Genomic DNA, 17,893 nt, shown 5'->3' on the forward strand with positions numbered 1-17,893 from the left:
ACATTCATTAAAAATGAGCCCGTTTTCCCGAACTAAAGCATTTATCCTGCTCAAATCGTCAATATTGTTTGCATTGGGCTGCAAAAAGTGAGGCCGAACAAGACCAAGAGAGCCTTTTGATTAACCATTGAAGCTTGAGGGGCGTATAGTTCCTCTCCGTATAATTTAATTCGTATTTCCTTCGACTGCGCAGCGTGGCCTCATGGCCTGCTCGTGGAGAGGGAATTTTCTTTTTGTTATTTGGAGTGAGTATATGACGTCTACTGAATCTGCAGCGGCTAAGCCGCAGCTGATTACACCCACGTTCGTTCTCGCGTGGGTGGCTAATTTCTGTCAGTTTTTGGTCTTCTACCTGTCCGTGACCACCATGGCCCTCTACGCGGTAGAGAGCTTCGGGGCATCGGATACCGTGGGTGGTTTTGCCTCCAGCGCCTTTGTTCTGGGCGCGACGTGTATGCGCGTATTCTCGGGCTGGCTCGTGGACCGCGTAGGCCACAAGAAGGCCGCCCTGACCTCTCTAGTCTTCGTCACAGTTGTTGCTGTGGCGTATTTTTTTGCACAGAACGTCGCCGTTCTTATCATTGTCCGTTTCCTGCACGGCACGGGTTACGCTTTGACCTCCACCGCGCTTATGGCGGTGGCACAGTCCGTCATTCCGCACGAGCGCCGCGCGGAGGGTACTGGCTACTTCGCCCTCGGTACTACCTTGGCAACGGCCTTCGGCCCAGCACTCGGCCTCTTCTTGGCTAATAACATTGGCTACAACACGCTCTTTGCTGTAGCGCTAGGCGCTAATGTCGTGTCTTTGGTCCTGGCCTTGGTGCTGCGCTACCCAGCTGAAGTTTCCGCCGAGAAGCCGGCCTTTACGCTGCGCAATGCCGTGCACCCCAACGTGGTTCCCATCGGCCTGTTTATGTTGTTGGTCGGAATCGCCTACTCCGGTGTGGTTACTTATCTCAACGCTTATGCGCGCAAGGAAGACCTTGTGACTGGCGCAGGCCTATTCTTTATTGGTTATGCGGTAACCATGCTTATCATGCGCTTTGTTTTGGGCCGCATCCAAGACCATAAGGGCGATAACGCCGTTATGTACCTCGGCCTTGCATCCTTTATTATCGCTCTGCTCCTCATGGGCTTCCCCACCAACGACGTCATGCTGGTGGTTGCAGGCGCCTGCACCGGCCTAGGTTTCGGTACCCTCAGCCCCGCCTGCCAGGCTATCTCTGTGCGCTCGGTACCCGCCGCACAGATGGGCGCGGGCATCTCCACCATGTTCCTCCTGATGGACCTAGGCATTGGCCTGGCTCCGTTCGGCCTAGGCCCCATTGTTGGGGCAACCGGCTTTGACACCATGTACCTCATCCTTGCGGCCCTCGTAGTCATCGCAGCCATCTACTACTTCTTTGTGCACGGTCGCTTCCCCAAGGCCAAGGGGCACCATCTACACTTCGACGAAGGTAAGTAACACGGCACTCCCCTGTTAGCCTGAAGCATTAAAAGCACACCAGCCACCGAGGTTGGTGTGCTTTCGCTTTAGGTAGACCGTGCGGTTGTAGTTTGAGGGTCCGGAGGCTGGGGGTCGCGCGCAGCGCAGGAACGGAAAACTCGCCGAATAAGAGTGCAGGGTGTAGGGCTAGGCGCGCAGACTGTTGTTCTGGTGAGGGGGCAAGCAGCCAGCCTCGATTACGCGCTGGGCAAGGGTACGGTTGCCCATTTTGGCGGCAAAGGCGATGCGCATAGTGATGTCATGGTTGGGTGGCGCATCCATTGTGATGCAGTCGCCGGGTTGGATGCGGCCGGGAGAAATAATGCGCAGATAAGTACCGCAATCGCCACGGGCGGTCCAACGCTTGAGCCACCCGCGCTCCCCTAGCCAGCCGGCAAAGGTGGAACAGGGTTGGCGGGGAACGGATACCTCAAGTACAGCGGTGCCGATTCTTAGGCGTTGGTTAATGAGTAGAGCGGACAGATCGACGCCTTGGGTGGTGAGGTTTTCACCAAAGCAGCCAGACGCCAGCGGGCGGGAAAGCTCGGATTGCCAGTAGTCCAACTCTTCGCGGGCGTAGGCGTAGATGGCTTTATCATTGCCGCCATGATGTTGGGTATCACCAATTATATCGCCGCGCACGCCGGAACCGTCGCCATAATGGGGGCCGGGCGCAGCCACATCGATGAAGGATTGCGGCTGCTTATCGATGCCCGAAAACTCGTGCCGCCCGCTCGGGTCTGGCCGGCGGACGGCGACATTGGTGGAAATGACCTGCATGCCTGCCACACTAGCTGAGCGTGAGCGCCTCCGCGGTGAGAATATCGCGGTAAAACAGCTGCGGAGCGAGGGAGACGGCCTCGGCTAGCTGCGGGAGGGCGCCGTCAAGCGCGGCGGCGAAAGCGGGATCAGCCAGCTTGCCATTGGCCACGCCGCGCGCCGTGATGGCAAAGACGTAGGAGATAAACGGCATCCAGGCGGAATCGCCGAGCTCCGAATTGCCATCACCAAAGGCATCGAGCGCGAGCAAGGTGTGCAGTACGGACTTATCCACACCTAGCTGCTGCAGCGTTACCCGCAGCTGCAGGGCGGTGCTGCGCAGGTTGGAGATGGTGCCCAGGCGGGTGAGCGCGAGGTCGTTGGCAAAGCATTCGCGCAGTGCAGCGATTCGGTGAGCATCGTCGCAGAGCTGATCGTTGGCCGTCGATGGTGTGGGCGCCTCACCTGTGGCGCTCATCAGCAGCATTGGGCGGGTGACATCGTCGACGCCGGTGGACGGCACGCGCGCGAGCGCGGCGGAGCCGTGGGCTTCGATGTAGTCATGGGCGGCGTCGGCAAGCGCGGCCAGCAGTGAGGAAGGCTTTTCGGCCGGCTCCTCGCGGCGGAAATTGCGGGAGACCAAGCCGGTGCGGACAAAGGCGCGCATGCGCTGGCCCGGCTCAAAATCCGCCGCCATGAGGGCATCCATGCTGGCACGCGGATCGGCCTCAATCTCCTTGATGATCGCCTCGAAAGTTTCCTTGGCCTTGGGCGCTAGGCGGCGCATAGCCGCGTAGGTGGGCCACAACCCTTCGGTGTTTGCGGTTTCACCGTCCTGGAAGATGATAAGCGCGCTCGCCGGCGGGTACTGCGGCGCGGCCAAGTCGCTGGCCGGTTCGTCCTCCCGGAAATCCACGATGAGGTGGCCGGCATCCAGCAGCTCCTCGGGCAGCTCGAAGCCTTCCTCGGTGGGGTCCAGTGGCATCGGCTCGCCTGCGGGATTGCCCAGTGGCCAAGCCCATGCCAGCAGCTCCACCTCTTCCTCGTGTGGCTGCTCGGGGACGAGGATGCCATCCTCGATGGTGGCGCGGGAGACCAACGGAGCTTTGCGCACGGTGGCGATGGCGGCATAGATGAGGTCGCTGGCCGCCGTGGCTTCATATTCCATAACGCGCCGGTCAAAGCTGCGCTTTTGGTGCGCTGCGCGCTCCTTTTCCGGCAGGCCCTCGAGATACTCCTCATAGGAGAGCGTGGACCACAAGAGATAAAGCTCCAGCGAGGTCTTTTTCGTCAGTGCAGATTTCAGCGCGCGATTCGGCACGGATAGGCTGGTAGCCGCCTCCGTAGAGCCATTGGCGGTGACGAGGTCCCTGATCTTTTGGTTTTTATCAATGACCACGAATTTTGCCAGCGGTAATGGCTCCGGCGAGTGGATGGTAAAGAGGGCATCGGCATCGAGCTGATCTGCCAGGATGACTTGTTTATCGAGGTAATCGACTGGTTCGGCCGCGGTGCGCTTGACCCGGGTACGAATCGTCGCCGGTTCCACCTGGAAGGTCAGCTCATAGCCGGCTTCGCTGCCGATGGTCTCCTCGCGCACGCTCTCGTCCTCACCAAAGACGCGCTGGCCTTTTTCCATCTGGATGGGCTTGCTCGGCGCAGAAGCCAAGGCATAGCTAAACGGTGAAAGATTGCCCAGGGCGTCGATGAAGCGGAAGTTAGTGCCGCGCGGGCCCTCGTTTTTGGCGCGCATATGCAGTGTTTCCGCGAAGTTAAGGTACTGGATATCCACCAGTTCCTCATCCTTGTACAAGCTAAAGCGGTAACGACCTACCCAGGGATCTTCGAAGGCATCTGCCGGGAGCACCTCGTGGATGCCCTCCGGTAGCTCATCCTCCAGCACGGCCTCTTCTTCCCCACCGATGGGGACATAGGTCAATTCCATGCTGAGCTCAGTGTTCGCGATGACGCGAGGTGACTGGGTATAGACCAGCTCGCCATCCAGCCCGTGGGCATTGGGCAGCGACTTGACGGCCATATCCCAGGCAAAGTCAGGGCTGCCAGACACCTTGATGGTGGCGGGCTCTTGTTGCGGTGCTTCCACCGTGAAGGACTGGCTCACCTCTAGTGGGAAGATGGACCAACCTTCCCAGGCGCCGTGTGAGCGAGCCTCGCCGGCCTTAGCCTTGGTGAATTCCGTGCCAGCAGGGGCGATGAAGGTATATGAGCCCTTAGGTATCGCTGCGGTGGTATCGAGCGGCCGATGGGTGGAATCCAGCACTAAGCCGCCATTGGCCACACCAGCGAATTCCAAGGTGTGCTCCTCAAAGGAGACGCTCAGGTGGCTAAAGGGGTGGGGCATGCTGATCCACAGCCCGGGCTCCTCGCCCTCCACGTAGTAGAACTTACGAGTGTCCTCGCTGTCATTGAGCAGCTGAGCGGACACGGTCCACTGGGGATCCTCTGGCTCATAACCTGCGGTTAAGGCTGGTAGGTACAGCTCCAAAGTGTGGGTGGCTGGGGAGAGGCGCAGGTGCGGAATCCCCTGAAATACCGCTGCGTCTGCAAAAGATGAAAGCTGGCTGCGAAACTTCTCCTGGCTCATTTACCCCAGCCTAGATCATTTTCATGCAGATCTGCATTTTGGCTGCGAGCGGGGGAAATGACCCGAAAGCCGGGGGTGAGTCCAGCGGAGAATTTGGGAGCGCGTGCCCAGCAGGTCGCGGAATGCGCAGCGAACTACACCGCACCGGCACGCGGCTATTACACTGTGTGATTATGAATACCCAGAGCGATTCCACCTCGTACCGCTATACCCCGGAGCTGGCGAACCAGATCGAGAAGACCTGGCAGCAGTACTGGAAAGACAATGGCACTTTCAACGCCCCGAACCCGGTAGGCGAGCTCGCCACCGATGCGGGCGAGCTGCCTAAGGAAAAGCTCAATGTGCAGGATATGTTCCCCTACCCCTCCGGTGCGGGCCTGCACGTGGGACACCCGCTGGGCTATATCGCTACCGATACCTATGCTCGCTATAACCGCATGCTGGGCAAGAACGTGCTGCACACTTTGGGCTACGATGCCTTCGGCCTGCCGGCCGAGCAGTACGCCATCCAGACCGGTACCCACCCGCGCACCACCACCGAGGCGAATATTGAAAACATGCGCCGCCAGTTGGGCATGTTGGGACTCGGCCACGATCCGCGCCGCTCCGTAGAATCTACGGATCCGGAGTTTTTCAAGTGGACGCAGTGGATTTTCCTGCAGATTTATAACTCCTGGTTCGATGAGGAGCAGCAAAAGGCTCGCCCCATTGCGGAGCTCATCAAAGAACTAGAAGCCAATAAGCGCACCACTAAGGACGGCCGCTATTACGAGGACCTCACCGAAGAGGAAAAGGCCGCAGCAATTGATGAATTCCGCCTAGTTTACCTGTCTAATTCCACGGTGAACTGGTGCCCAGGCTTGGGTACCGTGCTGGCAAACGAGGAGGTCACCGCAGAGGGCAAGTCCGAGCGCGGCAACTTCCCCGTATTTCGCAAGAATTTGTCCCAGTGGATGATGCGCATTACCGCCTATTCCGATCGTCTGCTCGATGATCTAGAGCTTTTGGATTGGCCGGAGAAGGTCAAGTCTATGCAGCGCAATTGGATTGGGCGTTCCCGCGGCGCGGAGGTTTCCTTCCCCGCTGAGGGCTACGAGATCGAGGTCTTTACCACCCGCCCGGATACGCTCTTCGGCGCCGAGTACGTGGTGCTGGCCCCAGAGCATGAGCTTGTCGACGCCCTCCTCTCCCCCATCCCTTATGACGATGACGTAGACGAGCGTTGGACCTACGGTCACGATGATCCCAAGGAGGCCGTGGAGTCCTACCGCACCGATATTGCCGCCAAATCTGATCTAGAGCGGCAGGAAAACAAGGAAAAGACCGGCGTCTTCCTTGGCACCTATGCCACCAACCCGGTCTCTGGGAAAAAGGTCCCGATCTTTATCGCGGACTACGTGCTGACCGGCTACGGCACCGGCGCCATCATGGCAGTTCCAGCGCACGATACCCGTGACTACGAGTTTGCCAAGACCTTCGGCCTGCCCGTTACGGAGGTTGTTTCTGGCGGCAACGTGGACGAAGAAGCCTGGACCGAGGACGGTACCCTGGTTAATTCTGCCAATGACAAGGGCCTAGATCTCAACGGCCTGAATAAGGCCGAGGCTATTGCCAAGGCCATTGAATGGCTGGAAAAGGACGGCTCTGGCCGGGAAAAGGTGCAGTATAAGCTGCGGGATTGGCTCTTCGCCCGCCAGCGCTACTGGGGCGAACCCTTCCCCATCGTCTATGACAAGGATGGCTTTGCCCACGCCCTGCCAGAATCCATGCTGCCAGTGGAGCTTCCAGAGGTAGAAGATTATAAGCCGGTTTCTTTTGATCCAGAGGATAAGGATTCCGAACCACAACCCCCGCTAGCTAAGGTGCGCGACTGGGTCGAGGTAGAACTTGACTTGGGTGACGGCCCGCAGACCTACTTCCGCGATACCAACGTAATGCCGCAGTGGGCAGGTTCTTCCTGGTACCAACTGCGCTACATCGATCCCCGCAACGATGAGGCATTCTGCGATATTGAAAACGAGCGTTATTGGACGGGCCCGCGACCGGACCAGCATGGCCCACAGGATCCGGGCGGTGTCGACCTCTATGTCGGCGGTGTCGAGCATGCCGTACTGCACCTGCTTTACTCCCGCTTCTGGCATAAGGTGCTCTTTGACCTGGGATTTGTCAGCTCTCAAGAGCCCTACCGTCGCCTGTACAACCAGGGATATATCCAGGCCTATGCCTACACCGATTCCCGCGGCGTGTACGTGCCAGCTGCTGAGGTAGAAGAAAAGGACGGCAAGTTCTACTACAACGGAGAAGAGGTCAACCAGGAATACGGCAAGATGGGCAAGTCCCTGAAGAATGCTGTAGCTCCGGACGATATCTGCCGCGACTTTGGTGCCGATACCCTGCGTGTGTACGAAATGTCCATGGGACCGTTGGACACCTCCCGCCCGTGGGCTACCAAGGACGTCGTCGGCTCCCAGCGCTTCCTGCAGCGCCTGTGGCGCCTTGCCGTCAATGAGGACACCGGAGAGCTGGCCACTACCGACGCCAATTTGAGCGAGGGTGATCTCAAGCAGCTGCACCGCACCATCGCAGGCGTGCGCGATGATTATGAGAACCTGCGGCTCAATACCGTGGTGGCCAAGCTCATCGAGTACGTCAACTACCTGACCAAAACCTATCGCACCGAGGCACCGCGCGCCGCCGTCGAACCAATCGCCCAGTTGGTCTCCCCCATCGCCCCGCATATCGCGGAAGAACTGTGGCAGCGCTTTGGCCACGACGAGACCATTACCTATCAGCCCTTCCCCACCTTTGAGGAAAAGTACCTGGTAGATGATGAAATCGAGGTGCCCGTACAGATCAACGGCAAGGTCAAAGCCCGCATCAACGTGGCTGCCGATGCGGACCAGGAGGCGGTCTTCGAGGTTGTTCTGGCCGATGCCAAGATCGCCGAACTGACTAGTGGAAAGAACGTAGTGAAGAAGATCTACGTGCCGGGCCGCATGGTCAACCTCGTCGTCAAGTAGTCACTCCTCCCAAAACTCCGTGGCGCACAGCGCTATGCCGTGTGCCCGGATTCCCTGGCCGACCTCCAGTTTCTCGTTCACAATGAGCGGCAGGCCGTCGAGGTCGCATACCCAAAACTCCCCCATGCCCAGCTCATTGCTGTGCTTGGCGATGTGCCCGATGGTTCCCGCCACCTCTACCTGCGGGTTGAGCATGCTGGGCTTTAAGTTCCGATAAAAGCGCTCGGTAGCAGGAGAATTCAAAGAAAATTCCTCCGGCTCCCCCACCTCGTACCGCAAGGCCACAACCGCCGGCTGGACCTGTCCCTCTAGCTTTTCGCCTCCGACGGGGTTTCCCGCTGGCAGGGCAAAGGGTGCATCCGCCAGTGCTGCGAACCGTAAATCCCCCGTCTCCACAATGCCGATATAGGGCGTTGCGCGATAAATCGTTCCTAGGGCCTGTTCCCCTCCCCGATACGAAGGAACTGCGGCCCACTCCCCTTCGTACTCCATCGCGGTGACCGCCATATCGGACGGATCTGCGTGAAAAAGGACTCGATCAAATCCAGGTGCATCCCATATTTCGCGGCTTGTGGGTAGCTCTGCGATGAGCTCTTCTATATCCATTAGATCAAAACCACATGTGCTAAATAGCTTATCCATGCTCGCCATTTTAAACACTTCGGTCGCTTCTCCCGAGACGCCGTTTGTTCCAGCGGACGGATCGCTACTAAGACTTTTTGTTTAACTATTTAATTTTTGCGGCAATAACATAACGGATTAAATATTTGGATAACCCGGCCAATAGTGTTCCAAAAGCAAAGCAATTATGACTTTGGCCCTAAAGATGTAGGGGCATTAAATTGTTGACATGCTATACGCCCGCCGTATTAAAGTAGTAGGAGTTGTTGTATCAACTCCCGATCGCCTAATGGGTTGCTAGATCAACTGCGCTGTTTAAGCTGTTAAATAACGGCAATCGAAGGAGGATAGCCATGCGTGTGGAGCAGAGTGCGGCATGGGGAGATTTTGTCACTATGCAAGAGGTGCTGCATGCGCGACTTTCTGCACAGTTGCAGAGAGACTCTAGTCTAAGCGAAGCGGACTATGCGGTCTTGGCGGTGTTGCATCGCCGCCGCAAAATTCATACCCGTCCGCACGAATTGGGGACGGAACTACGATGGGAAAAATCGCGCCTGCATCGACAGCTGGTGCGCATGGAATCACGAAAATTAGTCTCCAGGCGGGAAGCACCGGAACTTGGGCCTCGAGCCATTGAAGTCACTGTGACGGAAAAGGGAAGTGCCGCCTTCGGTGCGGCAATAGCGCGCCACACCGCCGCAGTTGATGAAATCGTGGTGAGCACCCTTAGTGACGAAGACCTACAAACTTTGGGGGAAATTTCTCGGAAGTTGTTGCGTGGGATTGATGAGCAGGGCGCTGGAGAGTTCGCTTCTGAAGCCTAACCGCGTATGCAAAAGGCACCCGCCATGACGGCGGGTGCCGGGGAATTTTACCTAGGGCGCGGCCTAGGAAATCTTGAGGACGGTGCGTCCGTGGTGGGTGCCCTCTAGAAGAGACTTGGATTCCTCGACCACGTCCGAAAGTGGAATCGTTGTGGTCAGGGACTCAAGAATGGAACGGTCTAGCTTGCGGGCCAAGAGCTGCCAAGCGTTCTGGCGGTAGTGCAGTGGGGCGTCTACGGAATTGACGCCTGCCAAGTGCACATTGCGCAGAATGAATGGCAGCACGGTGGTGGGAAGATCCGGGCCGGCGGCCATACCGGTGGAGGCGACGGTACCGCCCCAAACCGTGCGAGCCAATACATTGGCCAAGACATGGGAACCGGAGGTATCGACAGCACCGGCATAGGTAGCCTTCTGCAAGGGTTTTCCGGCCTCGGCGAACTCGGCGCGGTCCACAATGGTGTGGGCACCGAGCTCGTGAAGATACTGGGAATAGTCATCTGGACGGCCGGTCATGGCGTGGACCTCGTACCCGGCATTGGACAGGAGGTTCACGGCGATGGAGCCGACACCGCCAGTTGCGCCGGTGACCAAAACGGGGCCATCGGGAAGCCCGCGCAAAGAGTTGACGCACAGTGCAGCGGTATAACCCGCGGTGCCGACAGCAGCTGCCTGTTCTGCGGTGAAGTCTGCGGGGAGCGCGACGGTGGCCTGGGAGTTAACGCGCTGCTTCGGGGTGTAGCCGCCGTGGCGGAACTCGCCAAGGCCATCACCGAAGGAGGCGACCAAGGTACCCACCGGTAGACGCTCTACGCTGGACTCGGCAACGGTGCCGACCACGTCGATGCCTGGAACCAAGGGGCTGGTGCGCATCACACCGCGGTCGCCCGCGATTGCCATGGCGTCCTTGTAATTCAGGGAAGAATAAGAAACATCAACGGTAAGGTCACCCTCGCTGAGGAACTCTCCCTCTTCAAAGGAGGTCGTGACGGTTTTGTCTTCGTTGCGAGTTACTAGTAGCGTGCTCATGCTCACCATCGTACGTTAAATGTGATGCAGGGATTCGACAGCGAATCTCCCGGGAATTTTTCAGACAGGCTTGTTAACTTGGGCATTATGACGACGACCACTGGATCCACCCGCACTTCGCACCAGGTAAGGGCGCAAGGCGCGCCTTCCAAGCGCACGTTGTGGCGCAGTGCTGGCGTTGCCTGCGTGGTCGTTGTGGTGGCTATTGCCGTAGCTACAGTGGGCAAGCCGTTTATTGATATTCCCGGCGTGCTCGATGCCTCTGCACATGCCCGCCGCAGCCTGGATCTGCAAATGTTCAACGGCTTTAATAACCCTCATCCGTGGTGGGGGCCGTGGACCAATACCTTGGGCAATATAGCGCTCTTTTTCCCACTTGGCGCGTGCTTGGTAGTGATGGGGCAAAATTCGCGCCACGTCCGCTTTGGCCGTGGCGGAACCATCCTTCTAGCGATGGCGCTCAGCTTGGGCATCGAAACTACCCAATATGTATTCTCACTGGGCTTTAGCGATGTCGACGATGTGGTTTTCAATACCCTTGGAGCGTCCTTGGGCGCGTTCCTAGTTAGCCGCAAGAGCGCACAGGCGCAGCTGCGAGCCGTCCGCGCTATCGGCTGGATGGCTGCATTGGGCTTGGGTGCCCTCGCCGCTGCGATTGTGGCCGGAGTAATTGTCTAAGTACCCAGGCTGACGCGGTGCCCGAAATTAAACATATCGAGGGAATCTCCCTCTTCGAGGCACTCAAACATACCGGCGGCGTCGGTGGGAACTATGCCGGTTACCTGTGATACCCCGTAGTCCTGAAGGAGAATAGGGGCCAGAGGCGTTGAGGGCCCCAAGATTACATTGATGGACTCGCGGGAGAGCTCGAGCAGGCGGGGCGCGGTCTTATTAACAAAGGCGGAGCCGGTAATGAAGACATAATCGCACTCGGGCAGTATGTACTCGGCGGCGGAATCGGGGTAGTCGCCCTCATTGAGCGAACGCTCTAGCATATAAAAATCCGCCGCCTGGTTGAGCGCCTTAGGCGCAAAAGGGAAGTGGCCAATTACGGCGACCTTCTTACCCGCGACGGCTTCGCGGAAGGGATCGAAGATTTGGGGCCAGGGGGCGTCGGCAAGCGCAAAGCCATGTTCATCAGCCACGGAAGGCGTGGCGTAATAGGAATTGAGCGCAGCCATGCCGAAGGACGCCTCTGAGAAATTCCAACTCTTGGCCAGCTGTGCGATGGCACGTAAGGGAACGCCGGAGTACTCAGCGCTCATCTGGGCGGGGCGGGAGGTTGCTGACATGGTCATGGCCACGCCGCAGCTAGGACTTTCGGTGTAAACGCGGGTCCACCGCGGGTTTTGGGCAGCGCGGGAGACCACTATGTCACGGGGAATGGCATCGATGAGGTCATCGTAGAGATCCCAGGCGGACATGAATAAACCAGCTTTTCCTTATTGTTTGGCACTGCTTGTGAGGAGGCAGTTTAGTCGAATAGGTGGGGAGCACCCTATAGCTTTAGTCACATATATTCGCAACGGCTTGCGCAGTCTGTTTAGCAAAGGGGCTTACCCCAGTAATGGTGGCGGAGCCGGGTCCGGTCCAGGTGCCGTAGCCTACGAGGAAGAGACCGTCGACGGTGGGGGAGGTACCATCAAGGAGCCCGCGGATAGGCCGGAGGGCAGGCCGGAAGCCGGTACACCAGATGAGGTGGTCTGTGTTGACCTCATCGAGGGATGAAAACATTGGAGTGGCCTGCAAGAGCCCGGAATCCCGCGCCCGCAAGACAGGTGGGACCATCACGATATCGCCCAGGTTCGAATCCGCGCCGGGGTCTGGTTCGCCGCGCAGCATTGCGTTGAGGCGGGCGCGATTGCGCTGAAACAGGACTCGACCATCAACATCATCGGGCATCCACCGCGGGGAGCTGCGGGTGTACCAGGTTGTCTCTACGCCGGAGAGTAGGAGCTCGGCCGCGATTTGGGCACCGGAATTGGCCGCGCCCACGACCGCCACGGTAGATTCGGCAAAGTCCGCGGGGCCTGGATAGAAGGCGGAATGCCATTGCCTTCCGCCAAAGTTGCCGGGGTAGTAGGGGATAAAAGGTGCGGACCACGTGCCCGTTGCCGCTACGACCGTGCGCGAGGTGAGTTTCTCTTCCCCCGCATAAACGTGGAAGTACGCGCCGTCATGGGTCACCTCATCCACTGTGACTGGCCGACGAATGGGCAGTTCATAACGCTGCTCATAGCGTGCAAAATAATCAATAACGTGGCTGGCCGGTGGAAAGCCCTCGTAGTGGGGCATGGGCCATCCCGGCAGGTTGGAAGAGGCCGCATTGCTAAAAAGCGTCAGGGAGGGCCAGGTATGGCGCCAGGCTGCGCCAGGACCGGATTCTGCATCCAGAAGGACAAAATCTAGGCCCTTCTTGCGCAGGTAATAACCCACCGCGAGGCCTGCCTGGCCGGCACCAATGACTATGCAGTCCAGCATCAAATGAGCTTTCTCTCTCGTGCCACGGTCACCGCGGCGGTGCGGGTTTCCACGCCCAACTTTTGGAAAATATGGATGAGGTGGGTCTTGACCGTGGCCTCGGAAATGAACAGCTGCTTGGCTAGCTCCTTATTAGAGGAACCGCTAGATAACGCCCGCAAGATTTCCAGCTCGCGGGTGGACAGTGATTCTTGCGGTCGGCCTACACGCTGGGCGAGGAGATCCACAACCTCCGGCGCTAGGGTGCGGCGGTGCGCCGTGGTATTGAGGACGGCTTCGTGCAACGCCTGCTCGGGGGAGTCCTTGAGCAGGTAGCCCATCGCGCCGGCTTCCACGGCGGCGAGGATATCGGCCTGCGTGTCATAGGTGGTCAAGATGAGCACGGGCGGGCCGCCGGCGTCTACTACGCGCTTGGTGGCTGCGATGCCATCCACGTCGGGCATCTGGATATCGCAGACTACAGCGTCTACCTGCGGGGCATCTGCAGTAAAAAGCTTATCCACATCCGCGCCGGTGGAGCCCTCCATTACTACCTCGACATCGGAGAAGGTATTGAGGATGGCGCGCAGGCCGGCGCGGACCACTGGGTGATCATCAATAAGCATGACATTAACCATTGCTTCGCTCCTTCAGCGGGATACGGACGGCCAGGGCGGTGCCTTCGCCCGATTCTAGGTTCATAGTGCCGCCCACGCTCTCCACGCGGTCGCGCAGGCCGGTAAGCCCGAAGCCATGATCCTTATTATCCCTGCTAGGGGAGGCGGTTACGCCGCCTCCATTATCAACAACGTCCAGGGTGACAGCATCTTCGAAAAGTCCGAGCGTGACCACCGCGCGCGAGGCGTGGGCGTGTTTGATGACGTTATTGAGACCCTCCTGCGCGGCCCGCACAATGACCTTTTTGATTTGGGCAGGCACCTTGCCGCTGCCGGAGACCACCAGTTCAAAGGTGGTATCTTCGCCCAAGGCTTTCACGCGGCTGCGCATTTGGGATAGCAGGGAATTGAGCTGGGTTTCCAGCCGCTCATCGGGGCCGGCGAGCTCTCGGACAAAGCGGCGGGCCTCGGCGAGATTCTCGCTGGCGACTTCCTCGATAATTTCCAGCTGTTCTTCTTTGGTTGCTGGATCAGTGGTGCCGCGGGCCGCACGGGAGAGCAGCAGAATAGAACTAAGACCTTGTGCGACGGTGTCATGAATCTCGCGAGAGAGCCGCTCGCGCTCCTCCAGCCGGCCGGCTTGGTGCTCGCTTGCGGCTAGCTCGGCCTGGGTTTCGCGCAGCTGCCTAGCGATGTCCCTGTGGTGCGCCGCCTCCGCCTGCAGTCGCCGCTGGATGAAAAAGACCGTGGCCGCAAAGGCGGTACCGATAAGCGGTCCTACCGCCGCAGCGATGGACCAGCCCTCAGGATGTAGCCAGGCGGGGATGAAAGCGGCAGCCGCCCACAATATGGCGATGGATACCAACCCAGGAACGGTGGGCAAGGCGCGCAGAAAGACAAAAATAAGCGGGAATTCCAGCCACATGAAATCCTGCGCATGGACCATCAAGCCCAGCCAGAGGAGGCAAAGTCCACCCAGCCAAAGCCACGTGGGCAACCAGCGTTGTGCGGCATACACCACGGCGAGTGCGATGGATAGGCCAATAACGCGGGCATCGAGCCGGCCGTCCACGTAGGCACGCGCTACGCCGAAGACCAGCATAAACGCGAACATGGCGTGCAAACCATAGACCCATAATTTCTGTCCTTTAAACACAACCACCCAGGATATCCGCGCAAGGGTGGACAGTGAATCAACCACTTGGTTGACTAGAGGTTCAGCGAGCTGGCCGATTACTTCTGACCTGCATAAAGCGAATATAGAAGTATGTTCCTAGCAATCAGAGAAATCACCACAGCGCGCGGCCGCTTCGCGCTTATCGGCGGCACGGTTGCGCTCATCACCCTTTTGCTGGTGATGCTCTCCGGCCTAACGGAGGGCCTTTCCAAGCAAAATACTTCCGCTTTGGAGTCCCTGGAAAAGGAGTACCCGTATATTTCCTTCTCTACCGAGGACCCCTCCTTCAGCGAGTCCGCGATGCATGCCGGCGATATCGCCAGCGACGGTATTCCCCTCGGCGCGGCGCAGACCAAGCTGGAGGGTCACGGCGGCGTTGCCGTCCTCAGCTTGCCAGCCGGCACCCAGGTTCCGGGCACCGATAAGACCATCCCAGAGCAGGGCGTGCTCCTGCCAGATTCCATCGATGCGGCCGAAACCGTCACCCTAGGCGGCACCGATTTCTCGGTGGAGGGCACTGTTCCGGAGACCATGTACTCCCACTCTGCGGTGGTATGGGCTTCCACCGAGTCTTGGCAGCAGATTAGCCACGCCCCGAAGGGCGTGGTGAGCACCGCCGCACTGTATAAGCATGAGGTTCCCGGCTCCGTCAAGGTTTCTAAGTCCTTCACCGGTCTGGCGGGCTATCAGTCTGAACGCGGCTCGCTGCTTACCATGCAGGGCTTCTTGTACGGCATCTCCGCGCTAGTCACCGTCGCTTTCTTGACCGTATGGACCATTCAGCGCACCCGAGACCTGTCCATTTTGCGCGCGCTGGGCGCCACCGTGCGCTACCTGCTGCGCGATGCCCTGGCACAAGCCGCCATCATCTTGGCTGCCGGCACCATCCTGGGCGCTGTCGTTGGGTGGGCGCTCGGCGCGCTCGCCTCCGGCACCGTTCCTTTCGATGTCTCTTTGCGCAGCATTGCCGTTCCTGCGGTTGGTATTTGGGTCCTCGGTATGGCCGGCGCTCTCGTCGCTACCCGCCGCGTAGCTAAAGCCAACCCACTCGATGCACTTGGAGGAAACGCTTAACATGTCCACCATTCTTGATATTCGCAATGCCACCGTGACCTACCAGGACGGCGAGACAACCACTACTGCGCTTGCCGACGCCTCCCTCAAGGCCGAATCCAATAGCCTGACCGCCATCGTGGGCGAGTCTGGCTCCGGCAAGTCCACTCTGTTATCCGTAGCCGCTGGGCTTATTACCCCGGATTCTGGTTTCGTACAGGTAGATGGCACCCGGTCCATCATCTTTCAGCAGGCCAACTTGCTGTCCTCGCTCAATGTGCGCGACCAACTATTGATTATGGATCACATCGCTGGCCGCAAGCTGCGCCCACAGCGTGCCGATGAGCTATTGGACTTTGTGGGCCTGGCAGGTATGGGAAACCGCCGCATGGGCCAGATGTCTGGCGGCCAGCGCCAGCGCGTCAATATCGCTCGTGCGCTCATGGAGCAGCCAGACCTGCTGCTGGCGGATGAGCCTACCTCTGCGCTCGATTCTCACCTTTCCCAGGAGATCATCCGCCTTTTGCGCGATGTCACCCAGGAGATGAAGACCGCTACCGTGCTGGTGACCCACGACCGCTCCCTGCTGACCTTCGCTGACCGCGTGGTCGAGGTCAAAGACGGCCACGTTTCTGAGCAGGAGAAGGTTTCCGCGCTCAGCTAGCGTCGCATCACTAGCAACCGTGCGATTGCTTGGGGCACCGCCGCGGCAATCTGGGAGGCGGAGCAAATTCCGAAGCCGTCTGGGGTATGGGCGGCAATAGCGGCAGCGTGTTGGTGTATGGCTGCGGCGTGCAAGATCTCCGCAATGATCCCCTTCGCATCCACCTCAGCGATATTCAGCTGGGCTAGCGTGGCGCCAAGGATGCCAGAAAGCACGTCACCGGATCCGGCGGTAGCTGCATAGGAGTGTCCCGCGTTCATGCCATAAATTTCCTGACCGGGGGCCGTGACCGTGGTGATCCGGCCTTTGTGCAGGATAAAGCAGTCGAGCGCTAAGGCAAGCTCCTGTAGGCGTACGCCTAAACCCTCCGAAAGATCGAGTGCGCGGCCAAGCGTAGCCGTATAGAGCCGCTCAAATTCCCCGGCATGCGGGGTCAGAATGGCGCAGGGATGATCGCGCACAAGTTTGCGCAGATCCTCATTTGTTGCGAGCACCGTGAGCGCATCCGCATCGATAATTGTAGGCAGCTTGCGTGCCAGCACAGCCTGTAATTCCGCTGCCGCTTTCGGCCCGGTGCCTCGCCCTGGGCCTACCACCCAGGCTTGAGCATGGACCTTTTCTTCGGCGCATGCATGGGGCACTACCTCCGGCAGGCTTGCGACTACAGAGTCATTTCCTACGACGCGGACCATGGAGGGGGTGGCCCGCACCGCGCCCGTGGCGGCGAGTATGCCCGCGCCGGGAAAGGTAGTGCTGCCAGCGCATACCGCGGTAACCCCACCGGTGTACTTGGTGCTTTTCGCCCCCGGCGTCGGATCCAGAATTGGCCCCGTGCAGCCCACCGGCTTTGGGGCGGTAACCAGGCCTTGGTCACCCGTGAGTACCGGCTCGGTTGGCCACTGATAGGGCAAGGGGATGGTGGGTTCATTGGCGATATGGCCCACCGGTTCTGCGGTGGCAGACAGCTCTTCTGCAAAAGAGCGCGGCGCGCCTGGCAAGAGGAGATCGCAGAGCACCACCGCGCCGCATTCTGGGGCACAGAAGTGTCCGGCGCGGGCCCAGCCAAAGCTAATGGTCACGTCCGCTTCCACCGCATCGGTCGCAGCCACACCGGTATCGGCGTTAATCCCGGAGGGAATATCCACCGCTAGGACTGGAACGCCACGCTTTTTGGCTTCGGCATAGGCGCTGAGCGGGGCACCGGAAAGGCCGCGGGTGGAGGAGAGGCCGGCGACGGCGTCGATAAGCAGATCGGCATCCCCCAGACTGTGCACAATGGTCCCGCCGGCTGCGGTAAACGCCTGCAGTGCGGGTTCGTGGGCGCTATTCGCCGCGAGGATGGCCTCGACTGAATAACCATCCTCCGCCAGGAAAGCGCCAGCGTAGAGGCCATCGCCGCCATTGCCGCCTGGGCCGACGAGGATACTCACTCGCCGCCCAGGGCCGAGCATGGCTGCGGCCGTGGCTGCTACGCCGCGCGCGGCCAAGCGCATGAGCTCATCGGCAAAGTTTTGCTGGGCTAGAAGGGAATCCTCCGCCGCACGGACGGCAGCAACGCTATAGGCATATCGCATGCCC

15 protein-coding genes are annotated in these 17,893 nt (G+C 59.3%); 6 read left to right on the forward strand and 9 right to left on the reverse strand.

Features of this window, described 5'->3' with window-relative positions; all coding sequences use genetic code 11:
- Positions 1 to 253: 253 nt before the first annotated feature.
- A complete protein-coding gene (locus tag MHK04_RS09470) occupies positions 254 to 1,465 on the forward strand; it encodes an MFS transporter (protein WP_239207696.1) in 1,212 nt (403 codons plus the stop codon).
- Positions 1,466 to 1,633: 168 nt separating this feature from the next.
- Here MHK04_RS09470 and MHK04_RS09475 read toward each other — a convergent pair whose 3' ends face one another.
- Both MHK04_RS09475 and MHK04_RS09480 read right to left on the reverse strand, forming a co-directional pair.
- Complete coding sequence (locus MHK04_RS09475; protein WP_023020162.1) at positions 1,634 to 2,266, reverse strand: MOSC domain-containing protein; 633 nt, start codon at positions 2,264 to 2,266, stop codon at positions 1,634 to 1,636.
- Between the two features lie 10 nt (positions 2,267 to 2,276).
- Complete coding sequence (locus MHK04_RS09480; RefSeq protein ID WP_239207695.1) at positions 2,277 to 4,850, reverse strand: hypothetical protein; 2,574 nt, start codon at positions 4,848 to 4,850, stop codon at positions 2,277 to 2,279.
- Between the two features lie 173 nt (positions 4,851 to 5,023).
- Here MHK04_RS09480 and leuS point away from each other — a divergent pair, with 173 nt between their 5' ends.
- A complete protein-coding gene (gene leuS / locus MHK04_RS09485) occupies positions 5,024 to 7,870 on the forward strand; it encodes a leucine--tRNA ligase (protein ID WP_239207694.1) in 2,847 nt (948 codons plus the stop codon).
- Here leuS and MHK04_RS09490 read toward each other — a convergent pair whose 3' ends face one another.
- Positions 7,871 to 8,512: a hypothetical protein gene (locus MHK04_RS09490; RefSeq protein ID WP_232212566.1), complete on the reverse strand. Its 642-nt coding sequence runs from the start codon at positions 8,510 to 8,512 to the stop codon at positions 7,871 to 7,873.
- Positions 8,513 to 8,844: 332 nt separating this feature from the next.
- On the opposite strand from MHK04_RS09490, the gene MHK04_RS09495 reads away from it, so the two are divergent.
- On the forward strand, positions 8,845 to 9,315 hold the full coding sequence (locus MHK04_RS09495) for a MarR family winged helix-turn-helix transcriptional regulator (protein ID WP_023020158.1): 471 nt from the start codon (positions 8,845 to 8,847) through the stop codon (positions 9,313 to 9,315).
- Between the two features lie 63 nt (positions 9,316 to 9,378).
- Here the strand turns inward: MHK04_RS09495 and MHK04_RS09500 are convergent, their stop codons facing one another.
- Positions 9,379 to 10,353, reverse strand: coding sequence for an MDR family oxidoreductase (locus MHK04_RS09500; RefSeq protein ID WP_034655607.1), 975 nt, complete (start codon positions 10,351 to 10,353; stop codon positions 9,379 to 9,381).
- Between the two features lie 78 nt (positions 10,354 to 10,431).
- Between MHK04_RS09500 and MHK04_RS09505 the strand changes: the two genes are divergently transcribed.
- Positions 10,432 to 11,022, forward strand: a complete 591-nt coding sequence (locus MHK04_RS09505; RefSeq protein ID WP_232212565.1) for a VanZ family protein — start codon at positions 10,432 to 10,434, stop codon at positions 11,020 to 11,022.
- Here MHK04_RS09505 and MHK04_RS09510 read toward each other — a convergent pair.
- The 4 genes from MHK04_RS09510 to MHK04_RS09525 form a co-directional block, all read right to left on the reverse strand.
- Positions 11,019 to 11,768, reverse strand: a complete 750-nt coding sequence (locus MHK04_RS09510) for a DUF364 domain-containing protein (RefSeq protein ID WP_239207693.1) — start codon at positions 11,766 to 11,768, stop codon at positions 11,019 to 11,021. The genes MHK04_RS09505 and MHK04_RS09510 overlap by 4 nt on opposite strands.
- Before the next feature lie 82 nt (positions 11,769 to 11,850).
- The gene (locus tag MHK04_RS09515) at positions 11,851 to 12,825 is read right to left on the reverse strand and encodes an NAD(P)-binding domain-containing protein (protein ID WP_239206466.1); all 975 of its coding nucleotides are present in this window, start codon (positions 12,823 to 12,825) and stop codon (positions 11,851 to 11,853) included.
- A complete protein-coding gene (locus tag MHK04_RS09520) occupies positions 12,825 to 13,442 on the reverse strand; it encodes a response regulator (protein WP_239207692.1) in 618 nt (205 codons plus the stop codon). The genes MHK04_RS09515 and MHK04_RS09520 overlap by 1 nt, the downstream gene beginning before the upstream one ends.
- Positions 13,435 to 14,583 carry a sensor histidine kinase gene (locus tag MHK04_RS09525; protein WP_239207691.1) on the reverse strand — a complete coding sequence of 383 codons (1,149 nt, stop codon included), beginning with the start codon at positions 14,581 to 14,583 and terminating at the stop codon, positions 13,435 to 13,437. The genes MHK04_RS09520 and MHK04_RS09525 overlap by 8 nt, the downstream gene beginning before the upstream one ends.
- Before the next feature lie 105 nt (positions 14,584 to 14,688).
- Here MHK04_RS09525 and MHK04_RS09530 point away from each other — a divergent pair, with 105 nt between their 5' ends.
- Positions 14,689 to 15,672 carry an ABC transporter permease gene (locus MHK04_RS09530; protein WP_239207690.1) on the forward strand — a complete coding sequence of 328 codons (984 nt, stop codon included), beginning with the start codon at positions 14,689 to 14,691 and terminating at the stop codon, positions 15,670 to 15,672.
- A 1-nt stretch (position 15,673) separates the two neighbouring features.
- Positions 15,674 to 16,315 carry an ABC transporter ATP-binding protein gene (locus MHK04_RS09535; protein ID WP_023020150.1) on the forward strand — a complete coding sequence of 214 codons (642 nt, stop codon included), beginning with the start codon at positions 15,674 to 15,676 and terminating at the stop codon, positions 16,313 to 16,315.
- Here the strand turns inward: MHK04_RS09535 and MHK04_RS09540 are convergent.
- The gene (locus MHK04_RS09540; protein ID WP_239207689.1) at positions 16,312 to 17,889 is read right to left on the reverse strand and encodes a bifunctional ADP-dependent NAD(P)H-hydrate dehydratase/NAD(P)H-hydrate epimerase; all 1,578 of its coding nucleotides are present in this window, start codon (positions 17,887 to 17,889) and stop codon (positions 16,312 to 16,314) included. The genes MHK04_RS09535 and MHK04_RS09540 overlap by 4 nt on opposite strands.
- Between the last annotated feature and the right edge of the window lie 4 nt (positions 17,890 to 17,893).

Source organism: Corynebacterium nasorum, assembly GCF_022345765.1.
GTDB classification, from domain to species: domain Bacteria; phylum Actinomycetota; class Actinomycetes; order Mycobacteriales; family Mycobacteriaceae; genus Corynebacterium; species Corynebacterium kefirresidentii.